This is a genomic window from Enterococcus sp. DIV2449a (genome assembly GCF_051711225.1).
GTDB lineage: Bacteria > Bacillota > Bacilli > Lactobacillales > Enterococcaceae > Enterococcus_D > Enterococcus_D casseliflavus.
Genome location: NZ_JBIOME010000001.1, coordinates 552,888 through 571,007, shown reverse-complemented (window position 1 = coordinate 571,007; position 18,120 = coordinate 552,888). Strand labels below are relative to the sequence as shown.

Sequence of the window (18,120 nt, the reverse complement as noted above, 5' to 3'; positions counted from 1 at the left end):
ACAATTTAGGTATCAAAAACTTAGTAGTAATACTAACAAGCCATTAGAAGAATTGCAAGCTTCATTTAGGGCAAATGTTGAAAGAAAGAAGGACAGTTTATGACAAAAAAATGGCAAGCGACTTGGATCGAACCGCAGCAAGAGCCAACTCGAAAAGAACCACCATTCAGTTTGGCGGATATGTTTTCAGGAAAAAAAGTTGTGCAGGATCCTCCCGAAGAAAGGTTACTCCCACCACATTATTTGAAAAAGATATTCACTGTTGAAAACAAGTCTATCAAACAAGCATCCCTTACGATGACGGCACACGGCATCTACCAAGCAAAAATCAACGGGCAAGCTGTATCAGAAGCCTTATTTGCGCCAGATTATACCTCTTACACGCAGTATCTTCAATACCAGACATATGATGTGACTCACTTGTTAAAAGAAAAAAATGTTTGGTCAGTTACGTTAGCTGACGGTTGGTACGCCGGCAGGGTCAGTGTCAGCGGCGGCAGTGCTCAATTCGGTGATCGACTAGGTATCTTAGGAGAAATCGAAATCTACTATACCGACGATACGTATGAAACCATTGTGACAGACGAAGATTTTTTTAGCAGCCATGGCAAATATGTCTACAGTGATCTTTTTATTGGTGAAAAACAAGATTTGCGTTTAGAAAAGGAAAACTGGGAAACCGATTTTGACTTAACTGGATTTACGAAAGTGTCAAAAGCAGATTATGGCTTCGATCATTTGACTCCTCAAAGAGGACCGCAAGTCAAACGCCAAGAAAAGCTTGCAGCAAAGAGTGTTTGGTGGGAAAAGGACGCTGTGATCGTAGACTTCGGCCAAGTGATCGCAGGTCGCGTCCAGTTACAGATTCCATTGGCTGATGGACAGGAAATCACCATTGAGCATAGCGAAGTGCTCGATCGGGAGGGGCATTTTTTCAATAATATCGTTGGAAGAAACAAAGACCAAAAAGATGTATTTATTGGCAACGGACGTGAAGCCTGCCTAGAGCCTGATTTTACCTTTCACGGATTTCGCTACATCAAAATTGACGGGCTTGACGTCCTGCCTGATAAACAGTCTGTTTGGGCATATGCGATTTATTCTGATATGAAAGCAACCGGCTCTTTTACTACATCCAATCAAAAAATAAATCAGCTGATTGAGAATATTCAATGGAGTCAAAAAGGGAATATGCTATCGATTCCAACAGATTGTCCGCAACGGGAACGGGTCGGCTGGACAGGTGACATTCAAGTGTTCGGACCCACAGCAACTTTCTTTATGGATGTTTATGACTTCTTAGGGCGTTGGCTAGACAACGTTCGATTGGAGCAACAAGTAGATGGACAAATCGTCGACTATACCCCTGCCCCACGAGATTATTTTGAAGGAGAGTCACTTACTGGTTCTTTGTCTTCTGCTGGTTGGGGTGACGCAATCGTCTTACTTCCTTGGACATTGTATCAACGGTATGGCAAGTTAGAAATTTTAGCCGAGAATTATCAAGCAATGAAGCGTTGGCTCTCCTTTAGTCGAAAAAGCGCAGCTGCAGACAAGAAGGATGACAAACAATATTTATGGGATACAAAGTTTCATTTTGGTGACTGGATGTTTCCTAGCTTTATGATCGGAGAAGATGCGAAAGGTCCGATGGAAACGGCATTCGTCACGAAAGACCTTTTCGGTACGGCTTTTCTAGCACACTCGTCTCAACTTTTTGCTCAAATCAGCCAGCTACTGGATGAAGAGGAAGAAGATTGGAATGATTTTAGTCATAAGGTAAAAGCTGCTTTTCAGAAATATTACTGGCACGATGATCACCTTACCGCTGATTTTCAAGGAAGCTATGTGATCGCACTCGCGTTTGGTCTTTTAGATGAAACAGCGGCAAAAGCTGCAGCAGCAAGACTATCCGAACTGATTATTGCAAACAATTATTGCTTAGACACTGGGTTTTTATCCATCCCTTATCTCCTTGACGTTCTTTGTGATTATGGCTATCAAGAATTGGCACTGAAGCTCTTACTACAAGAGGAATGCCCTTCTTGGCTTTACGAAGTCAAACATGGGGCAACGACGATTTGGGAATCATGGGCATCGATTCAACCTGATGGTACAGTCTGTAATTTTTCTTTCAACCACTATGCATTTGGTTGTGTTGGGGATTGGCTAGTGAGACGTTTGGCAGGATTGCAAGTAACAGAACCTGGTTTTACTTCTTTTACAATTTCACCGCTTGAGCAAAACGTGATCCCAAGTTATCACTTGAACTATACAACGGCATATGGTGACATTGAGATCGAACGAAGCAATGACCAATTCCATTTATGTGTGCCACAGAATACAACCGCAGTCTTCCAATATGGAGAGAGCTCAAAAGTTTTAACATCTGGCGAACATCATTTAACGATTAAAGGAGAGAAAATATATGAGTAAATTGAGGTTAAAAATCGGCATCATTAGTCTAAGTTTTATGAGTATGAGTGCCTTAGTTGTGACGAATGCTTACAGTGCCATTATTGCTGATTTTCCTAATGAACCGATTGCGAAGATTCAAATGATCGGTACGATCCCTAGTTTAGGGTCTTTGATTACCACACTATTCGTAGGAGTATTAGCGATGAAATGCCCAAAAAAAATCTTAGCTCTCTTCGGAATTCTTTTAACAGCTATTGGAGGATTAGTCCCTATCTTCTTTCATTCAAGCATCAATCTCCTATTGGGGTTTGCGCTTATTTTGGGCATTGGGATTGGTTTTATGAATACACTCAGTCCTATGTTGCTCTCAGAGTACTTTGAAGGAGAAGAACGAGCCGGCTTAATGGGTATCGGAACAGCAATTACTTCGCTAGGCTCCGTCGTAATGATGCTGGGTGGCGGGTTGTTAGGGGCATCAAATTGGCAGAATACCTACTACATTTTTCTAATAACCATCCTGATCTTCTTATTATTGCTAATTAATCTGCCTATGGATAAAATTATTCAAAAAACGGCGGCTGATAAAAAGAGCCAGCCCGCCTTAGCTCCTATTGATGTTTTAAAATCAATGAGTAAACTGATTTTTGTTATTGCAGGGCTCTCATTTTTCATGTCATTTATTTACACAATTTATCCAAGTAATCTCTCTATTTTGATCAATCATAAAGAAATTGGCGGTACAAGTACGACTGGATTAGTCAATGCAATTGGAACGGTCGGTGGGTTCATTGCCGGCTTCAGTTTGAAATACATCAATCGCGTGACAAAAGATAAAACACTTGCATTAGGATTTCTATCGTTAGCTTTGACGTTTTTGATCAGCCGTTTTTCTTCAACGGTATTGACCATGTCTATCGGCGCTATTCTATCAGGATTTGCTATGGCTATGGTTATGGCCACCATTCCTTACTATATCTCTTTGAAGGCACGGCCTTTTGAGATTGCAATTGCTATGTCCGTGTTCCAATTTTTGAACTCACTGGGCGGTATTTTTTCACCAATCATCCTAAGTTGGTTAACGATTAATCCCGGTGAACAAGCCTTCTTATTCGGTGGAATTGCTTGCGTGATCATTAGTCTAATCGTCTTAGTAACCAATATCGGCAAACGTGCATTGAATCAAGCTCCCCTAGACAAGGATTCCCTTTCACAGGTTCAGTCTTGATAATATGATTGCTTAAAGCTCCTCTTTGCAAAAAAATAAGCCTGAAATGAGTGGTATCCATCATTTCAGGCTTGTTCTATTAGTTTTGCACTTTCTGCAGCGCTCGTTTCTTCGTATATCTTCGCATCAGCAGCTCGATGCCCTTATCCGCAAAGCGTTGCATGTAGGCGGAAAAATTCAACAAGGCAATCAAGAGAATGAGGTTGAGATAGCTGGTATTGCCTAGGTTAAAGAGGTCGCGACCGACGATCAAAGCAGCAAAGTACAAGATCTGAGTGCTGAAAAAAATCATCGTTCGATAGCTGTTGATCGCTGGATAGACTTTTTTCTGGATCAAGCGATAGTTCCAAGCAGTAAAAATAATGCTCATGATCGATAGAGCTTTACTGCTGCTGTTGAACCAATAGCCAAAGTTGATGATCAGCAAAGTTCCTACCGTAATCGTCAAGGCTGTTGGAAAAGCATTTTTGAAAATCGTCGTCATAAAGTCCCCTTTGATCCGATTGAAGTCTGGTTCAAAGTTTAAAAAGAAGGTCGGAATGCCGACAAAGCAGGCATTGATGATCGTTAATTGGATCGGCTCAAAAGGATAGGTCGTTCCTGATAACAACGTCCCCATGGTGATCATGATGGAAAATAAGACTTGCACTAGCACCAATGAACCTGAGCGGGTAATGTTATTGATCACTCGGCGGCCTTCATCCATGACCGATGGCAAAGCATCAAATTGATTTTCCAAAAGAACCAGATTTGACACTTGACGCGCAGCATCAACACCAGAAGCCATTGCGATCGAGCAGTCGGCTTCTTTTAGCGCCAAAACATCGTTGACGCCATCGCCAGTCATTGCGACGGTATGCCCTTGTTCTTTCAAGTAGAGCACCATTTCTTTCTTTTGTTGCGGCGTCACTCGACCAAAAATCTGATAGTTGCTGACAGCTTCTTTTAATTCGGTCGCAGTTAATTTTGACACATCGATAAAATCAGCTGCTCCTGGTAGATTGACTTTTTTCGCGATTTGACTGACTGTCACTGGATCATCGCCAGAGATGATCTTGCATTGGATTGCCTGTGAACGAAAATACTCCAAGGTCTCTTTGGCATCTTCACGGATCGTGTCTGACAGTAAATAAAATCCTAACGGTTCAATATCCGTCGGCAGTCCTGCCTCCTCATAGCCTTGCGTACTGTGAGCCAAAACGATCACACGGTAGCCTTCTTCTGCCAGCTGCCTTTCCTGTTTTAAAACAGCTTCATGGTTGGTTCCCAGTAAAATCGACGCAGCTCCGATGAAATAAGTACCTTGTCCTTCAAACGTGACGCAACTGAATTTACGATCTGATGAAAAAGGGACGACTTGCTGCATCTGGTACGTCGTTTTTTCTGGGAAAAAGGTTCGCAGCGCCATTGCCGTTGGGTTCTGATCGGGTAGCTGCGCCATTAAGTTACCAGTGATTTCTGCCAACGGTGTGTCCGATTGAAAGGAAATCGTCTTTTCCACCGTCATCTTGCCTTCGGTGATCGTGCCCGTTTTATCTAAGCAAAGAACATCGACCCGTGCCAAGGCATCAATGCAGTTCAATTCCTGCACCATCACTTTTTTGCGCGCCAGATAGACGGCACTGATGGTCAACGTGACACTCGTCAATAAAAACAAACCTTCGGGGAACATTCCCACAGCTGCCGCCACCGTCCGTAAGATGGCGGTGTTGAAAGTTGCATGAGAAAAATAGAACTGTTTAACGAACAAGAGGGTACATAATGGGACCAAAATCAGACTGATCCAACGAATGATTTTGTTTAGACTGCCTTGGATCAAGTATTTTTGTCGTTTGATGGTTTTGGCTTCTTTGTTGATTTTTGCGATATAGTTGTCAGCGCCTACGTGGATCACTTGGCATAACGCTTCGCCAGCAGTGATAAAACTGCCAGAAAACAACTCGTCTGCTGGCTGCTTGTAGATCGTATCCATTTCACCAGTCAGCAAGGATTCATTGACCTCTAAAGATCCTTGAATAACTTTGGCATCCGTCGGCACTTGATCCCCGCTTTTCAGTCGTAACACATCATCCATTACGAGTTTGTGGATCGGCAAATTCTCTAGCTTGCCATCCCGATAAACATCGGCTTTGGCAACTTTTAGCAATGCCAGCTTATCCAGCGTTCGTTTGGAACGAACTTCTTGAAAGAGATTGATGATCACATTGCTGAAGACAACAAAAACGAACAAGCCGTTTTGATAAGAACCCGTCAAACAGACGAGAAAGAATAGGACACAGTTGATCAAATTGAAAAAGGTAAAGATATTAGTAAAAAGGATTTTCGGGTACGTATTCGTCGTATCCTTTTTTGTCTTATTGACTTGACCGCGCTGCACCCGCGCCTTGACTTCTCCTGACGTCAAGCCAATGGTTTGGTTGTTTTCGATGATCCTCACCCTTTCTATTCTTAGTCATTTACTTTTATTTTGCTGAATATTCAGCAAACTTGCATCAGACTTGGGAATGGTTTTGTGTTTTTTCTATAAAAACAATTGGCGTCGATTGCGTAAGATACGCCATCGACTCCCCGCTTTTTTTCTGTAAAAAAACAAGTACTGTTTAAAATATAGCATACCCTTTTACGAATTGGCGTTTCATTTTTGTCACCTTCGCGTCACTTTAGGAATTAAAATAACAGTTTATTCCTTAAACTGAACCGACTAGACAATAAGCTAGCATAGGCTTTCCAGGTGGTTTCTTGCGATGACACAAAACAAAAAAACAGCTGACCTTCACAGATCAACTGTTTAACAATTCTTTAAGTCAGCTGTTCCCTCAGTTGCTAAAAACGCTCAACCAGCTTGCTTCTTTTATTGATCAATGCAGTGCTTCCTTTTTCCATTTTCGGATTTTCGTTCGGAAATTGGTAAAGGGTGCTACTGTATTGATATGGATCCACTTATAGACTGGCCACTGTGCTTTGGTGGTTGCCCAATCCCGCTGCCTTGCTTCAAACAATTCCTGATCGGATAAGCCCTCGATCCACTGGCAAAGGGCCGTCACTTTTTGGTCTAAGAGCTCTTGTTGCTGTGCTAAGGTCAAACTGCCGTATGTCTGATAAAAAGATTGATACAATCCGCCAAGGTTGTTCCATTTGTACCCGTCAGCAGGTGAGTGAAAGCTCATCCCTTGCTGTTCCTGTGCTTCCCATGACAATAACAAACTGACCCAGCCGATTTGGTAAGACAAGTTTTCTGAAGGGGTCTTGTCGACACTTGCTATCCGTTGATTTCGCAAGGCTTCAGGAATTTCATCAAATTCTTGGCGAAATTTTTGGTAACGTTCTGCGATCTCTTGGATCAGCGCTGCTTTGCTTTCATATTGTCTCATTGTTTGTCCTCCTATTCAGGAAAATAGCTGCTCTTTGTCGCTTTCAGCAATGGCGATAAAAATCGTCACCTCGCCGTCTGGTGCATACTGTTCAAAATCAAAGGAATACTTGCGCTGCAGCTGCTGGTTTTCTTCCTCAGACCAGATTTGACGCCAAGTAGTCAAAATGCCCTGCGCATCGCGCCGATCGATCGGATACTTTTTCCAAGTATATTTTTCTGTATCAAAGTCTGCTTGCTCCGTTTCTTCGAAACAAAGCGAAACGGCATAGTCTCCTTGATAGTTTGACTCATACTCGTGGTAAACGCAAGCGATGACCGTTCCTTTTTCTGCGGCTTTCTTGACCGCCTCGCTGTTTTTCTCCCATAAGCCAGTGATTTTTGCTTGAATCGCTGGATCAGTAAAATTATTGGTTCTTTCCGTTGCCATTATCGAAAATTTCATTGGAGTTCCTCCTTCTTTGTCTTTATGATACGATAGAAACCTAGACACCTTGTGTCAGTGTTTTATCATCTTTTTATAAAAGGAGTAAACCAAGTGAGCACGACACGCCTATTCGGCCTTATCTACCACCTGTTGAATCATGAAAAAGCAACCACTTCTGAATTAGCCAAACAATTTGAAGTCTCGACTCGCACCATCACCAGAGATATCAATACCCTAAGCAGTATTGGCGTGCCCATCTATACCGAAACGGGTCGAAATGGCGGCGTTTATTTGTTAAGCAGTTTTATGTTGGATAAAGTGTTATTATCAGAGGAAGAACGGAAAAACCTGCTTTTGGCGTTGAAAGGGATTCGCCAGCTGACGCCACAGATCAGTGGGCAATCGCTGGCAAAACTGCAATCCTTGTTTAAGCAGCCCGATGCTGATTGGCTAGAAGTGGATTTTTCCACTTGGCATCGGCGAGAAAACGGCAACGACACGTTTGATTTATTAAAAAAGAGTATTTTAACAAACCACGTGATCACCTTTGACTATATCAGTAAACAGGGACTGCAAAAACGCATCTGCCAGCCTTATAAACTGCTTTTTCGCTCGCAAGCTTGGTATCTGCAAGCCTTCGACCAGCAAAAGAATGCCTTTCGGACATTTAAAATCAGCCGCATGAGTCAGGTCTACGTCACTGACCAGCATTTTTTCCCAGTCACTGCGCCTGATTCTGCCATTGAGTTGACTGTTGACACCTATCCTGCGCGTCTATTCTTTCAAGCCGACGTTCTTTATCGGGTATATGATGAGTTCGATCATCAGGATATTACTTTGACGGAGGAAGGCACTGCTGTCGTTACCGTTGATTTGCCCGAGGAAAGCTGGGTAGTGCCCTATTTGTTCTCTTTTGGAAAAAGCCTACGCATTTTAAGTCCCCCTCGACTAAAGAATCGTTACCAAGAAGAAGTTGCTGCGATTTATGCCAATTTGTCCAAGAACGAGGGTGCGAATTGATTTGTTTAAGAAAAGGATCCCTATTGAAAGGAGTGTTTGATTTTGAAAGAAGTGATCGTACAGTATGGCGGGGTTTCGCTAAACCGCCTTTGCCAGCAGTTGGAAGAAAATCAGATTCACTTAAACGCGTATGCCAACCAGCTCTTGCGCCATCCCCAGCTCTCCTTCAGTGCCGATAAACAGCGTGCTGCTTGTGTGATTGTTCCCCTTAAAGAACTGGGACTCCCCCAAGGCGGCTCTTTGACGGAGATTTTTGCAGCTGCGCCTCCTTATGGATTGACTTGTTGTACCTTGGAAATGGCCTTACACTTTCGTCTGGGCTATCGCCAACTGGCAAATAGTACCGGATTGAAATCCCAAGGAAAAGCGCCAGCTGCCGCAATCACGATCGCTTCTGTGCCTTTGGAAAAAACCGACGATTTCCCCAAAGGATTCTACGTTCGCCGCATCGATGGGATTGACTGGCTACGAGGCTATACCTGCGATGCACGACACCAGTTTGCACCGGATGACCTGTTTTTGTTTCAACGACGAGACCCGCTGTCAGAGCGTCTCAACTGAAGGGGAAACAAACCGTTTCATATCAAATGTCTTTGTTTCTCATTGCCTACAATCATTCTGTAGGTTAAGAAGAGCCGAAAAGGACAAAAGGAGAAATAGATGAACTTAATCCCAATGAAAGACAGCGACTATGCTGCCTACTTAACCAATGCAGTTTTCGAATACGCCAATGACAAAGTCCAAGCAGGCACATGGGCCAAAGACGAGGCCCTCGCCCTAGCCAAAGAAAGCTTTGCTTCTTTACTTCCTCAAGGGACTGCCACCGAAAACAATCACTTGTTTTCTTTATTTGCAGCTGATTTTAGTGAACCGATCGGGGTGATTTGGGTCAACACAGCTGCCCAGAAAGCCTTCATCTATGACTTTATCATCGAGGAAGACCAGCGAGGAAAAGGCTATGGCACCAAAGCGTTACAGGCTTTAGAAAAGTGGGCGATCCAGCAAGGCATCATTGAAATCGGCTTGCACGTTTTTGCCCATAATCAGTCTGCGTATCAGCTATACAAAAAAATGGGCTATTTGGAAACAGATATTACGATGGTTCGACGTTTAGCTGATTAACTGATGTTGAAACACGAAACCTAACGATCGTTCTTGAACGATAAGAAAGGAGTGAGGAAACTTGTATTGGTTGATTTATCTTTTGGTCGTTGCATTTGCTCTCGGATGCTTTTTGTGTAGTGTTCAGTTTCGCAAACAAAAATGGGGCTTCTTGATAGCTGGATACAATGATTTGACTGAAAACCAAAAAGCACAAGCAGATAGTCAGGCAATCTCAAAATCAATGAGCAAATGCACCTTTTGGACAGGTGTTTATGTTTTGTCTTTGGGTCTTGTGCTCTACCTGCTGCTTGAAGAAATCGGTGATTCGTCAATAATTAGGATAGTATGTGCCCTCCTTACCTTGCTTTTTGTTCTCTTCATTTTCAATGAAGTCCGAAAAAATCGTTCGTACTATTCGATAAATAAAGACTGAGATAAAGAGAGAATTTCTCGTTTTACTCATAAGGTATTTCTAAGCGATCACTGTAATCCAAGTTTTTTTAACCAATGATTGGTTGTTTTAAACGAAAGCATCTGAATGTGATCCCCCTAGGACCGTCATCTAAGACGGTTTTTTTTTTAGGTTATTAGACGACAGTTCTTCCTTGTTTTATAAGAAGATTTCTCACATATCTTTTCGCAATCGAGCCAGCTGTCCTTTCTGAATTCTCCCTTGCCTCTTGTTTTTCTTACACTGCACCATTATATTTATACTTATTAGACATTTTTTTATAGAGAGGACGTTTCCCTTGGATTATCCCTTATTAAATGAACAAATGCCTCAGACCATCATCCGTGTTTGGCGGTTGCGGACAATTACTTCACTAATCATTTTCAGTTTACTTTTCGCTGCTTCTTTTTGGTTTTTATCCATGCAAAACTGGCTTCATTTCTGGGTGTTCGCCCTTTGGTCAAGCTTATTGGCGCTGACTTTGATCAGCCATCTGCTTTCTTTTGTGCTAATGAACTACCGTTACAAATTCCATCGCTACGAGATCCAAGAAAAGGATATCGCTATTCAACGTGGCTATCTATTTCGCAGCACCACGTATATTCCGATCCGTCGAATCCAGCACATCGAAACGGACCAAGGGATCTTTTTGCGAAAATACGCTTTAGTCTCCTTACAGATCCATACGGCTGCCACCAACCACACCATTGAAGGCTTGCCAGTGGCACAAGCCGAACGCTTGCGAGAAACCATCATGAATTTAGTCGAGGTGGTCAAAGATGATCTATGAAAAACAACGACTGCCGTTGCTGTGTATCGGTCTTTATTGGTTCAAAAATTGCAAAAATTTTCTGGTACTAGCATTTCTGCTTGTATTCAAATTATTCAACGACGCCCCTTCTTTTCCGATGATTCTGGGCGGCATTCTGCTATTTTTACTGGTCTGTCTGATTTTTGCGGTACTGTCTTACGTCCGCTTTACCTTTCAAATCGATCAAACGAGTGTACTAGTCAACAAAGGACTCTTTATCCAAAAACAAACGATTTTGCCATTTGAACGCATCCAAACGATTCAAGAGAATCATTACTTTTATTTACGTCCGTTTAAACTAGCTGAAGTGAAGTTGGAAAGCGCCGCAAGTTCGAGTGGCGAAGCCGAAATTCTTTTCCCCGCATTGCCGCTGGCTCTCATTGCCTCTATCGAAGCGTCAAAAAAGGCGGCTGCGACACCACAACAGCCGACTGCCCAAACAACTAGTAGAGAAGAACCAACCGACGATTACGCTGCGTTTTCAGCTGAGAAGTCAGCCAAGCCGCCGCTAGAAACATTCACTTTGAAATTCAAGGAGATTTTCTTGTTTTCTCTCACTGATTTTTCTGTTTTCACCTTGGTTCTAGTCATCGGCTACAACGTGATCGACAACATTCCCAATCTCTTTGCCTATGCATCGGAATTGCAGCAACTTGGCCTTTTATTAGGTGCTGCAATTTTACTCGGGCTGCTGATTTTGTTTTTCTTCCTTGCGATCGCCAGAAATCTTTTCCGTTATTATGGCTTTACGGTGGAAACGAACCAACAACAGCTGCTGATCACGCAGGGCTTGTTTTCTAAACGACACCAAACGATTCCCCTCGCTAGGATCCAAGGGCTGAGTGTCGAACAAAACCTTTATCGAAGAATCTTTCATCTAAGCTCCGTCAAATTACTGCTGGCTGCTGGCAGTTCGTCAGAAAGCGATGATACGGTCTATCTGTTCCCCATTTTGAAAGAGGCGCAGCTGACCGAAACATTGACCCGCTTTTTACCCGAATGGTCGTTTCAACAAACCGCTCTAGTGAAAAATCCACGACCCAACTTTTGGTACTTCTGCCGTTGGCCGCTGCTGATCGGACTGCTTGCTGTAGGAATCTCTGCCTTCTTTTTCTGGTGGTTAGCGCTGATTTTCTTCGTGTTCTTTGGCTCCTTCGTGTTATCAAGCATCTGGCGAGGCAAAATACAAGGCTATCAATTTTTAGATAACCACGTATTGTTGTGCCAAACGATCCGCGGTCTTACGAAGGTGACCGCTTATCTGAAGAAAAATAAAATCCAAGATTTCACTGTCACCACCACGCATTGGCAGCACAAAAGAGGGCTTGGCAAGTCACAGCTAACCATCAAAACCGAAGATACTCTCACCGAAAGTAAGCTGTTCTATTTTCCATTAACCGAAGCAGAAAACTTACGGCGCTGGTTTTTGTCTTAGTTCATAAAAAAGCGTCAAACAGCAGGACTGACACGCTGTTTGACGCTTTTTTTACAAGATCTGAAAGGAATGAAAAGGAAGCATCAACCATTGATTCGCTGATGCTTCCTTTTTCTATCCCTTGACCTTCCCCTCGACTATTTGCTGCTTGATTGAAGCAGCATCTAAGCCATATTCTTTTTGCAGGAAATCGGGTGTGCCGACTTGACCGAATCGTTCGTTGACACCAATACGTTTTAAGGGGACAGCACTGCCTGTTTCAGCAAGCACTTCGGCGACGGCACTTCCTAGTCCACCGGTAATAGAATGATTTTCGATGGTGATGACTTGCCGTTTCCCCTGAACTTCGCGGAGGATCAATTCTTTATCGATTGGTTTGATGGTAAACATGTCGATCACTTCGCAGCTGATTCCTTTTTCTGCTAATTCTTCTGCCACTTGCAGTGTTTCAGAAACCAATTGTCCGCTGGCAATCAACAACAGTTCATCGCCTGGTCTTAAAATGTTGCCTTTTCCTAGTTCAAAGGTCGAGCCTTTTTCATAAATCATCGGAACCGCTTTCCGATTGCCTCGTACGTAATGAATGCCTGATAATTGGCTAAAGGTTTTTATGATCCACGCCATTTGGACTTCATCCGCTGCATCGCAGACGACCGATTGGGGAATCATTCGCATCAAAGCCACATCTTCCCATGTCGTATGGGTGCCGCCGTTGTGCCCGACTGCAAACCCTGGATCAGAACCGTAAATATTGATCGTATTGCCGCCATAGCCGCCAGAAATAAACAGCTGATCGAATACCCGACGCGTCGCAAATGGCCCAAAGGTGTGGATAAAAGGTGTATAACCAGTTAAACTCAAGCCAGCTGCGACACCAACCATATTGGCTTCCGCGATCCCCATGTTGATAAAGCGTTGGGGATGTTTGTTGGCAATCGCTGTCCAGCCGCTGGCAGAACCAAGGTCGGCATCTAACGCAACTAGCTGGTTATTTTCATCCATGAGTTCCACTAATGTGTCAACGACACATGTTCGTAGCTCTTTACCAGCAGCAGTGGTTTTGCTTAATGTAAACATGCCTTAGAGTCCTCCTTCGATTTTTATCGTCAATTCTTTGATTGCCGCTTCTGCCGCTTGATTGATCTCATCCGTGGTAAACTTCACGGAGTGATTGGCATCTAGTTCTTCAAAGAAAGGAACGCCTTGTCCTTTCACGCTGTCCAAGACAATGCAAACCGCTTGATCTTCGATTGCTTTGCAGCGCTCGATTGCCTCATCAATGGCTTGCATGTCTGCCCCTGGAACTTTTTCTGTATAAAAGCCAAAAGCAGTCATCTTCTGCTGGATGTCAAAGGGATCAAGAATGTCTTTGGTTGGCCCATCTAGCTGTTTTTTGTTGTCATCAATAATGACGATACAGTGATTCAGTTTAAAGTGGGCAATGTATTGGAAGGCTTCCCAGCACTGTCCTTCATTTAGTTCACCATCTCCAACGATCAAATAAACAAAATTGTCCTTGCCTGCCAAGCGCAGGCCTGTCGCGATCCCAGCAGCCATGGAAGTTCCCTGCCCCAGTGAACCTGTGGTGGCATCAACCCCCGGCGTTTTCCAGCGATCCGGATGGGAAGGCAGTCTCGTGCCGCCCTCATTGATCGTCCATAACCACGACCGATCAAAATAGCCCGTATTTGCTAATGCACTATACAAGGCGGCGCCAGCATGCCCTTTTGACAAGACGAGTCGGTCACGATCCGCCCACTGTGGATCTTGTGGATTGATTCGCAGCTGTTTGCCGTACAAAACGGCCAATAATTCAACAATTGAAAAGGAGCCGCCCAGATGGCCTTGTCCCATTTTCTTGATGCTGCAAAGGGTATCTAAACGAATCTTTGCCGCTAATTCTTCAAGCTCGTGGTATTTTTGTTCACTGATTGCCACTATTTATCCCTCCATCCTCTATTTATTCAGAAACAGATTTTGCCCGACTGTTTTTCTTGAAAATCGTCAATCCGATCAAGACCGCGACTACCGCAATTATCCCTGAGAAGATGGCGATTTGACCGCCCATATTGGCCAGGTTTCCTAGGAAGATCCCTGCAACCCCATAGTCGGTATCAGAGAAAGTTGATCCTTGGAACCCAAGATCCCCCATGACTGGCATCAACAAGATCGGCATGAAGCTGATAATGATCCCATGAATAAAGGAACCAATCACGGCGCCTCGCACACCACCCGTTGCATTGCCGTAAACACCTGCCGTTGCGCCACAGAAGAAATGGGGCACGACACCTGGAATAATAACGGTTGTTCCTGTGAAGACCATGATGATCAAACTAACGATTCCACCGACAAAGCTGCTTAGAAAACCAATCAGAACAGCATTTGGCGCATAAGGAAAGACGATTGGGCAATCCAATGCAGGAATCGCATTAGGAACAAGCTTTTCGGAAATCCCTTTAAAGGCTGGTACGATTTCTGCCAAAATCAGACGGACACCAGCTAAAATCACAAAGACACCAGCGGCAAACGAACCGGCTTGCTGCAACGAATAAATGATCGAGTTCGTGCCATTGCTAAGATTTTCTGTAATAAATTCACTCCCAGCAAAAATTGCTACGATCACGTATACAACAGCCATCGTAATCGTGATACTAACAGTAGAGTCCCGCAAGAAAGACAGGCCTTTCGGAAAATTAATGTCTTCTGTGGATTTTTCCTTATTGCCGACGTATTTCCCAATCAACCCGCTCAATGCGTAGCCGAAGTTCCCCGTATGCCCCAATGCGACGGAATCATTTTTAGTAATTTCTCGAGTAAACGGTTGTGCGATCGCTGGGAAAATCGTGTTACAGATCCCTAACGCTAAGCCGCCAAATAAAACTAGATTAAAAGTATTCATTCCAGTAACGCTCAAAATCACCGCAATCATGCAAGCCATATACAACGTGGCATGCCCAGTCAAATAAATGTATTTAAAGCGAGTGATACGGGCAATCAAAATATTGAAGGCCATTCCGGCTAACATAATAAGTGCGGTATAGGTGCCGTAAGTCGTCAACGCCAGCGCAACGATCGCTTCGTTATTTGGGACGACCCCTTGCATGTTAAAGGCTGCTTGGAACATCTCCCCAAATGGCGCCAGAGAGCTTTCGATCACCCCAGCCCCGGCAGTGACCACGAGAAACCCAACAAAGGTTTTGATGCCCCCTTTGACGATCGTGGCAATGTCTTTTTTCTGCAGTACATTCCCCAAAACAGCGATCAGCGCAACTAAGATCGCTGGGGTACTCGCGATATCAACAAGAATATCTAAAAATTCGTTCATGACTGTCTACTCCTTTTTATAGTAATCCTTTTTCCTGACAAACGGCTTGAACCTTTTGCTTCAATTCATCGAGATCGATAATACTGTCTAACACCACGATCTCACCCAGATGCTGCGCACTATCGGCTAAATCGCCACCAACAAAGAAAACATCCGCCATATCGGGTGCAGCACTTCCTAAATCATAATGGGACACTTCCACGCCTGAGACACCCAGTTCATTTAAAACAGAATTGATATTCATCTCCACCATAAAACTTGATCCTAATCCTGACCCACACACTGCTGCAAATTTCATTTTTCATCTTCTCCTTCTCTAATCACTTCAATTATTTGATCCGCATTGGTTGCGGAAAGTAACGCAGTTAGTTTTTCATTATTCGACAAAATTTTAGTTAAACTCGCTAACGCTTTTAGATGGAGTTCATTGTCAACCGCCGCCAAACATATAAACACGTGAATGGGGTGTTGCGGATCATCATTCAAAAGCACTGGTTCTTTGACTTTTAATAACGACATCCCGATGGCATTGACCCCATCTTCTGGACGTGCATGAGGCAAAGCGATGCCTTTTCCAATATGGATAAAAGGACCGTGATCCACCACTTTATTGATCATGGCGGTAATATACTGCTCCTCAATTTTATTGGTCTTTTTTAATGGCGCAGCAGCTGCTCGAATGGCTTCTTGCCAAGTCAGCGGCACCTCGGTAAATTGGATGGTTTCTGCTGTTAATAAATCTGATAACATCGGACGTTGGTCTTCCCTTCTATTCAATTCTCGATTGATTTTTCTTTGCAAAATTTTTCTCAGCTTTTGCTTACTGATTCCTGCTTTTAAATCAACATAGGGCAAAATCACTTCTAACACATCGTCAATGGAATGCAATCCAGTTTTTGAAGGGAAAAATGCCGCTTGTACGTTTTTAACCAGTTCATCCTTCTCAATGGGTGTCATAATCGGATTGATCACATAACAGGGTCGTTTGGTTTTGATCGGCGCACTGGAAAAAATCAGATCAATCTCTTCATTAAACCGAACATTTTCGTACTCTTCGATCGAACGAGCCGGCAAAAAATGGATCTGGGGAAACAGTTCCTTTAACTCTGATTCCAAAATCAAGGATGAACTGATGCCACTTGGACAAACGACTAATGCATTCAGTTGGAAGTAATCACGTTTGGCCTTTTGTTTACTGATTTCTCCACCAAACAAAATCGTAAAATAACCGATTTCTTCATCAGGGATCGTGCCGACTAAGTCTTCTAAAGAACCCAGTGCTCGTCTCGTCAGTTCAAACAACTCATTGTATTGCAGCTTGATTTCTTCAATCAGTACATTCTCCAGTGGAAAACCGTAGCGGATTCGAAAATACGCTGGGACAAGATGATAGAATGTGTTCATCAAAAGGGTGCGATAGTCCACAAACTCGATAGCTGCCAGCCGTTCCATTTCATGAATGATCTTACTGGCACATTCCAATAAAAACTCTAATGAAGTATCTTCGATATCTCCTTGCAGAATCGTTTTCAACAGGATCGTTACATAAAGTTCTTCTGTTTTCCGATCTTTGATGTCAGGAAATTCTGCTAAAAACTGCTGACTGACTTGATGGACATGCAGCGACTGGAGCAGCGGTATTTCTGTCTCCGCTAAAGAAACAGCCGTTTCTGCCATCCGAAAGGATAGATAATTAAGAAAATAAAGCATTTCTTCGAAGCGACTCGGAACGATCACCAGATTGAAATCAGTCAGTGTTGCGGACAAACGATCTCTGATTTGAACATAGATCGTTTTATCCTGCTCATAGATTCCCTCAAATAAGAGCAAGTTCCCGTTTTTCGTATTGGATAACGTGCTGACCTTTCGAAAGGCAAGAGCGCGAATCTGATATTCCTCTCCCTCTAGATAAAAGCCATATTTTCGAGAGTACAATAGTTGAATCTTGAAAGCTGCAAGTTCCTCTCTGATCCCCTTTACATCCTTCAAAATCGTATTTTTACTGACATAGAACAGCTCTTGAAACTGATAGACGGATAAATCTTTCACTGCTGAAAAAGTCAGAAGATAAATCATGGACCGCCGCTCTTCTTCCGAAAAAAACAACGTATTCTTCTGGACATCGAAAAGAATTTCCGGCCATTTTCGTTGAATCAGTGAAGGAATCAAAACTTCTCCCTCATGAATCATGATTCGTTGATTCAACCGCTGTTCAGTGATTTGATTGATTTTGGCAATCTCCGCCAAAAAATCCTCATCCCTCCACTTCGTCAAATCAAGAAACGCCTCAACATTTGGTTCTGAAAACAGATACGTCAATTTGAAATGAATCATATTTGCTACCCCCACCTAAACTATAGCTTGCACAAAATGAAATCGCCATCATTTCTCGGTACAACTGAAACTTCGTTTTTTTTTTAACGATGGACCGAAGAGGTGATTTCAAGGATTACCATAACATCCAATATAGTATCCGAGAAGGTTTTGTTGATAGAAACAAATGGATAAAAAATACAACATTAAAAAAAGCGAAT

Annotated in this window: 16 protein-coding genes; 8 read left to right on the top strand and 8 right to left on the bottom strand. The window is 43.2% G+C overall.

What is annotated here, in order from left to right; genetic code table 11:
- The first annotated feature begins 99 nt into the window (after positions 1-99).
- The gene (locus IGI76_RS02740; RefSeq protein WP_333718957.1) at positions 100-2,436 is read left to right on the top strand and encodes a family 78 glycoside hydrolase catalytic domain; all 2,337 of its coding nucleotides are present in this window, start codon (positions 100-102) and stop codon (positions 2,434-2,436) included.
- Entirely contained in the window at positions 2,429-3,643 is a 1,215-nt protein-coding gene (locus IGI76_RS02735; protein ID WP_016609717.1) for an MFS transporter, read from the top strand. The genes IGI76_RS02740 and IGI76_RS02735 overlap by 8 nt, the downstream gene beginning before the upstream one ends.
- Before the next feature lie 79 nt (positions 3,644-3,722).
- Here the strand turns inward: IGI76_RS02735 and IGI76_RS02730 are convergent, their stop codons facing one another.
- The 3 genes from IGI76_RS02730 to IGI76_RS02720 all read right to left on the bottom strand — a co-directional run bounded on the left by IGI76_RS02730 (position 3,723) and on the right by IGI76_RS02720 (position 7,458).
- Positions 3,723-6,080 carry an HAD-IC family P-type ATPase gene (locus IGI76_RS02730; RefSeq protein ID WP_271814114.1) on the bottom strand — a complete coding sequence of 786 codons (2,358 nt, stop codon included), beginning with the start codon at positions 6,078-6,080 and terminating at the stop codon, positions 3,723-3,725.
- 421 nt (positions 6,081-6,501) lie between these two features.
- Positions 6,502-7,014 carry a ClbS/DfsB family four-helix bundle protein gene (locus tag IGI76_RS02725; RefSeq protein WP_333718956.1) on the bottom strand — a complete coding sequence of 171 codons (513 nt, stop codon included), beginning with the start codon at positions 7,012-7,014 and terminating at the stop codon, positions 6,502-6,504.
- A gap of 15 nt (positions 7,015-7,029) precedes the next feature.
- Positions 7,030-7,458: an effector binding domain-containing protein gene (locus tag IGI76_RS02720; protein WP_128488312.1), complete on the bottom strand. Its 429-nt coding sequence runs from the start codon at positions 7,456-7,458 to the stop codon at positions 7,030-7,032.
- A 93-nt stretch (positions 7,459-7,551) separates the two neighbouring features.
- Here IGI76_RS02720 and IGI76_RS02715 point away from each other — a divergent pair, with 93 nt between their 5' ends.
- From IGI76_RS02715 to IGI76_RS02690, 6 genes are all read left to right on the top strand, one after another.
- Positions 7,552-8,460: a helix-turn-helix transcriptional regulator gene (locus IGI76_RS02715; protein ID WP_271814110.1), complete on the top strand. Its 909-nt coding sequence runs from the start codon at positions 7,552-7,554 to the stop codon at positions 8,458-8,460.
- 51 nt (positions 8,461-8,511) lie between these two features.
- Positions 8,512-9,021: a helicase gene (locus tag IGI76_RS02710; RefSeq protein ID WP_271814176.1), complete on the top strand. Its 510-nt coding sequence runs from the start codon at positions 8,512-8,514 to the stop codon at positions 9,019-9,021.
- 99 nt (positions 9,022-9,120) lie between these two features.
- Positions 9,121-9,582 carry a GNAT family N-acetyltransferase gene (locus IGI76_RS02705; protein ID WP_333718955.1) on the top strand — a complete coding sequence of 154 codons (462 nt, stop codon included), beginning with the start codon at positions 9,121-9,123 and terminating at the stop codon, positions 9,580-9,582.
- Positions 9,583-9,643: 61 nt separating this feature from the next.
- Positions 9,644-9,997 carry a DUF3784 domain-containing protein gene (locus tag IGI76_RS02700; protein WP_086294557.1) on the top strand — a complete coding sequence of 118 codons (354 nt, stop codon included), beginning with the start codon at positions 9,644-9,646 and terminating at the stop codon, positions 9,995-9,997.
- Positions 9,998-10,313: 316 nt separating this feature from the next.
- A complete protein-coding gene (locus tag IGI76_RS02695) occupies positions 10,314-10,805 on the top strand; it encodes a PH domain-containing protein (protein ID WP_086294556.1) in 492 nt (163 codons plus the stop codon).
- On the top strand, positions 10,795-12,261 hold the full coding sequence (locus IGI76_RS02690; RefSeq protein ID WP_086294555.1) for a PH domain-containing protein: 1,467 nt from the start codon (positions 10,795-10,797) through the stop codon (positions 12,259-12,261). The genes IGI76_RS02695 and IGI76_RS02690 overlap by 11 nt, the downstream gene beginning before the upstream one ends.
- Positions 12,262-12,375: 114 nt before the next feature.
- Here IGI76_RS02690 and IGI76_RS02685 read toward each other — a convergent pair whose 3' ends face one another.
- The 5 genes from IGI76_RS02685 to IGI76_RS02665 are packed head-to-tail and all read right to left on the bottom strand — an operon-like array spanning position 12,376 to position 17,920.
- Positions 12,376-13,338 carry a transketolase family protein gene (locus IGI76_RS02685; RefSeq protein ID WP_333718954.1) on the bottom strand — a complete coding sequence of 321 codons (963 nt, stop codon included), beginning with the start codon at positions 13,336-13,338 and terminating at the stop codon, positions 12,376-12,378.
- A gap of 3 nt (positions 13,339-13,341) precedes the next feature.
- The gene (locus IGI76_RS02680) at positions 13,342-14,199 is read right to left on the bottom strand and encodes a transketolase (protein WP_333718953.1); all 858 of its coding nucleotides are present in this window, start codon (positions 14,197-14,199) and stop codon (positions 13,342-13,344) included.
- A 22-nt stretch (positions 14,200-14,221) separates the two neighbouring features.
- Positions 14,222-15,586: a PTS ascorbate transporter subunit IIC gene (locus IGI76_RS02675; RefSeq protein WP_333718952.1), complete on the bottom strand. Its 1,365-nt coding sequence runs from the start codon at positions 15,584-15,586 to the stop codon at positions 14,222-14,224.
- A 16-nt stretch (positions 15,587-15,602) separates the two neighbouring features.
- Positions 15,603-15,884, bottom strand: a complete 282-nt coding sequence (locus IGI76_RS02670; protein WP_005227537.1) for a PTS sugar transporter subunit IIB — start codon at positions 15,882-15,884, stop codon at positions 15,603-15,605.
- Positions 15,881-17,920 carry a BglG family transcription antiterminator gene (locus IGI76_RS02665; RefSeq protein WP_333718951.1) on the bottom strand — a complete coding sequence of 680 codons (2,040 nt, stop codon included), beginning with the start codon at positions 17,918-17,920 and terminating at the stop codon, positions 15,881-15,883. The genes IGI76_RS02670 and IGI76_RS02665 overlap by 4 nt, the downstream gene beginning before the upstream one ends.
- Between the last annotated feature and the right edge of the window lie 200 nt (positions 17,921-18,120).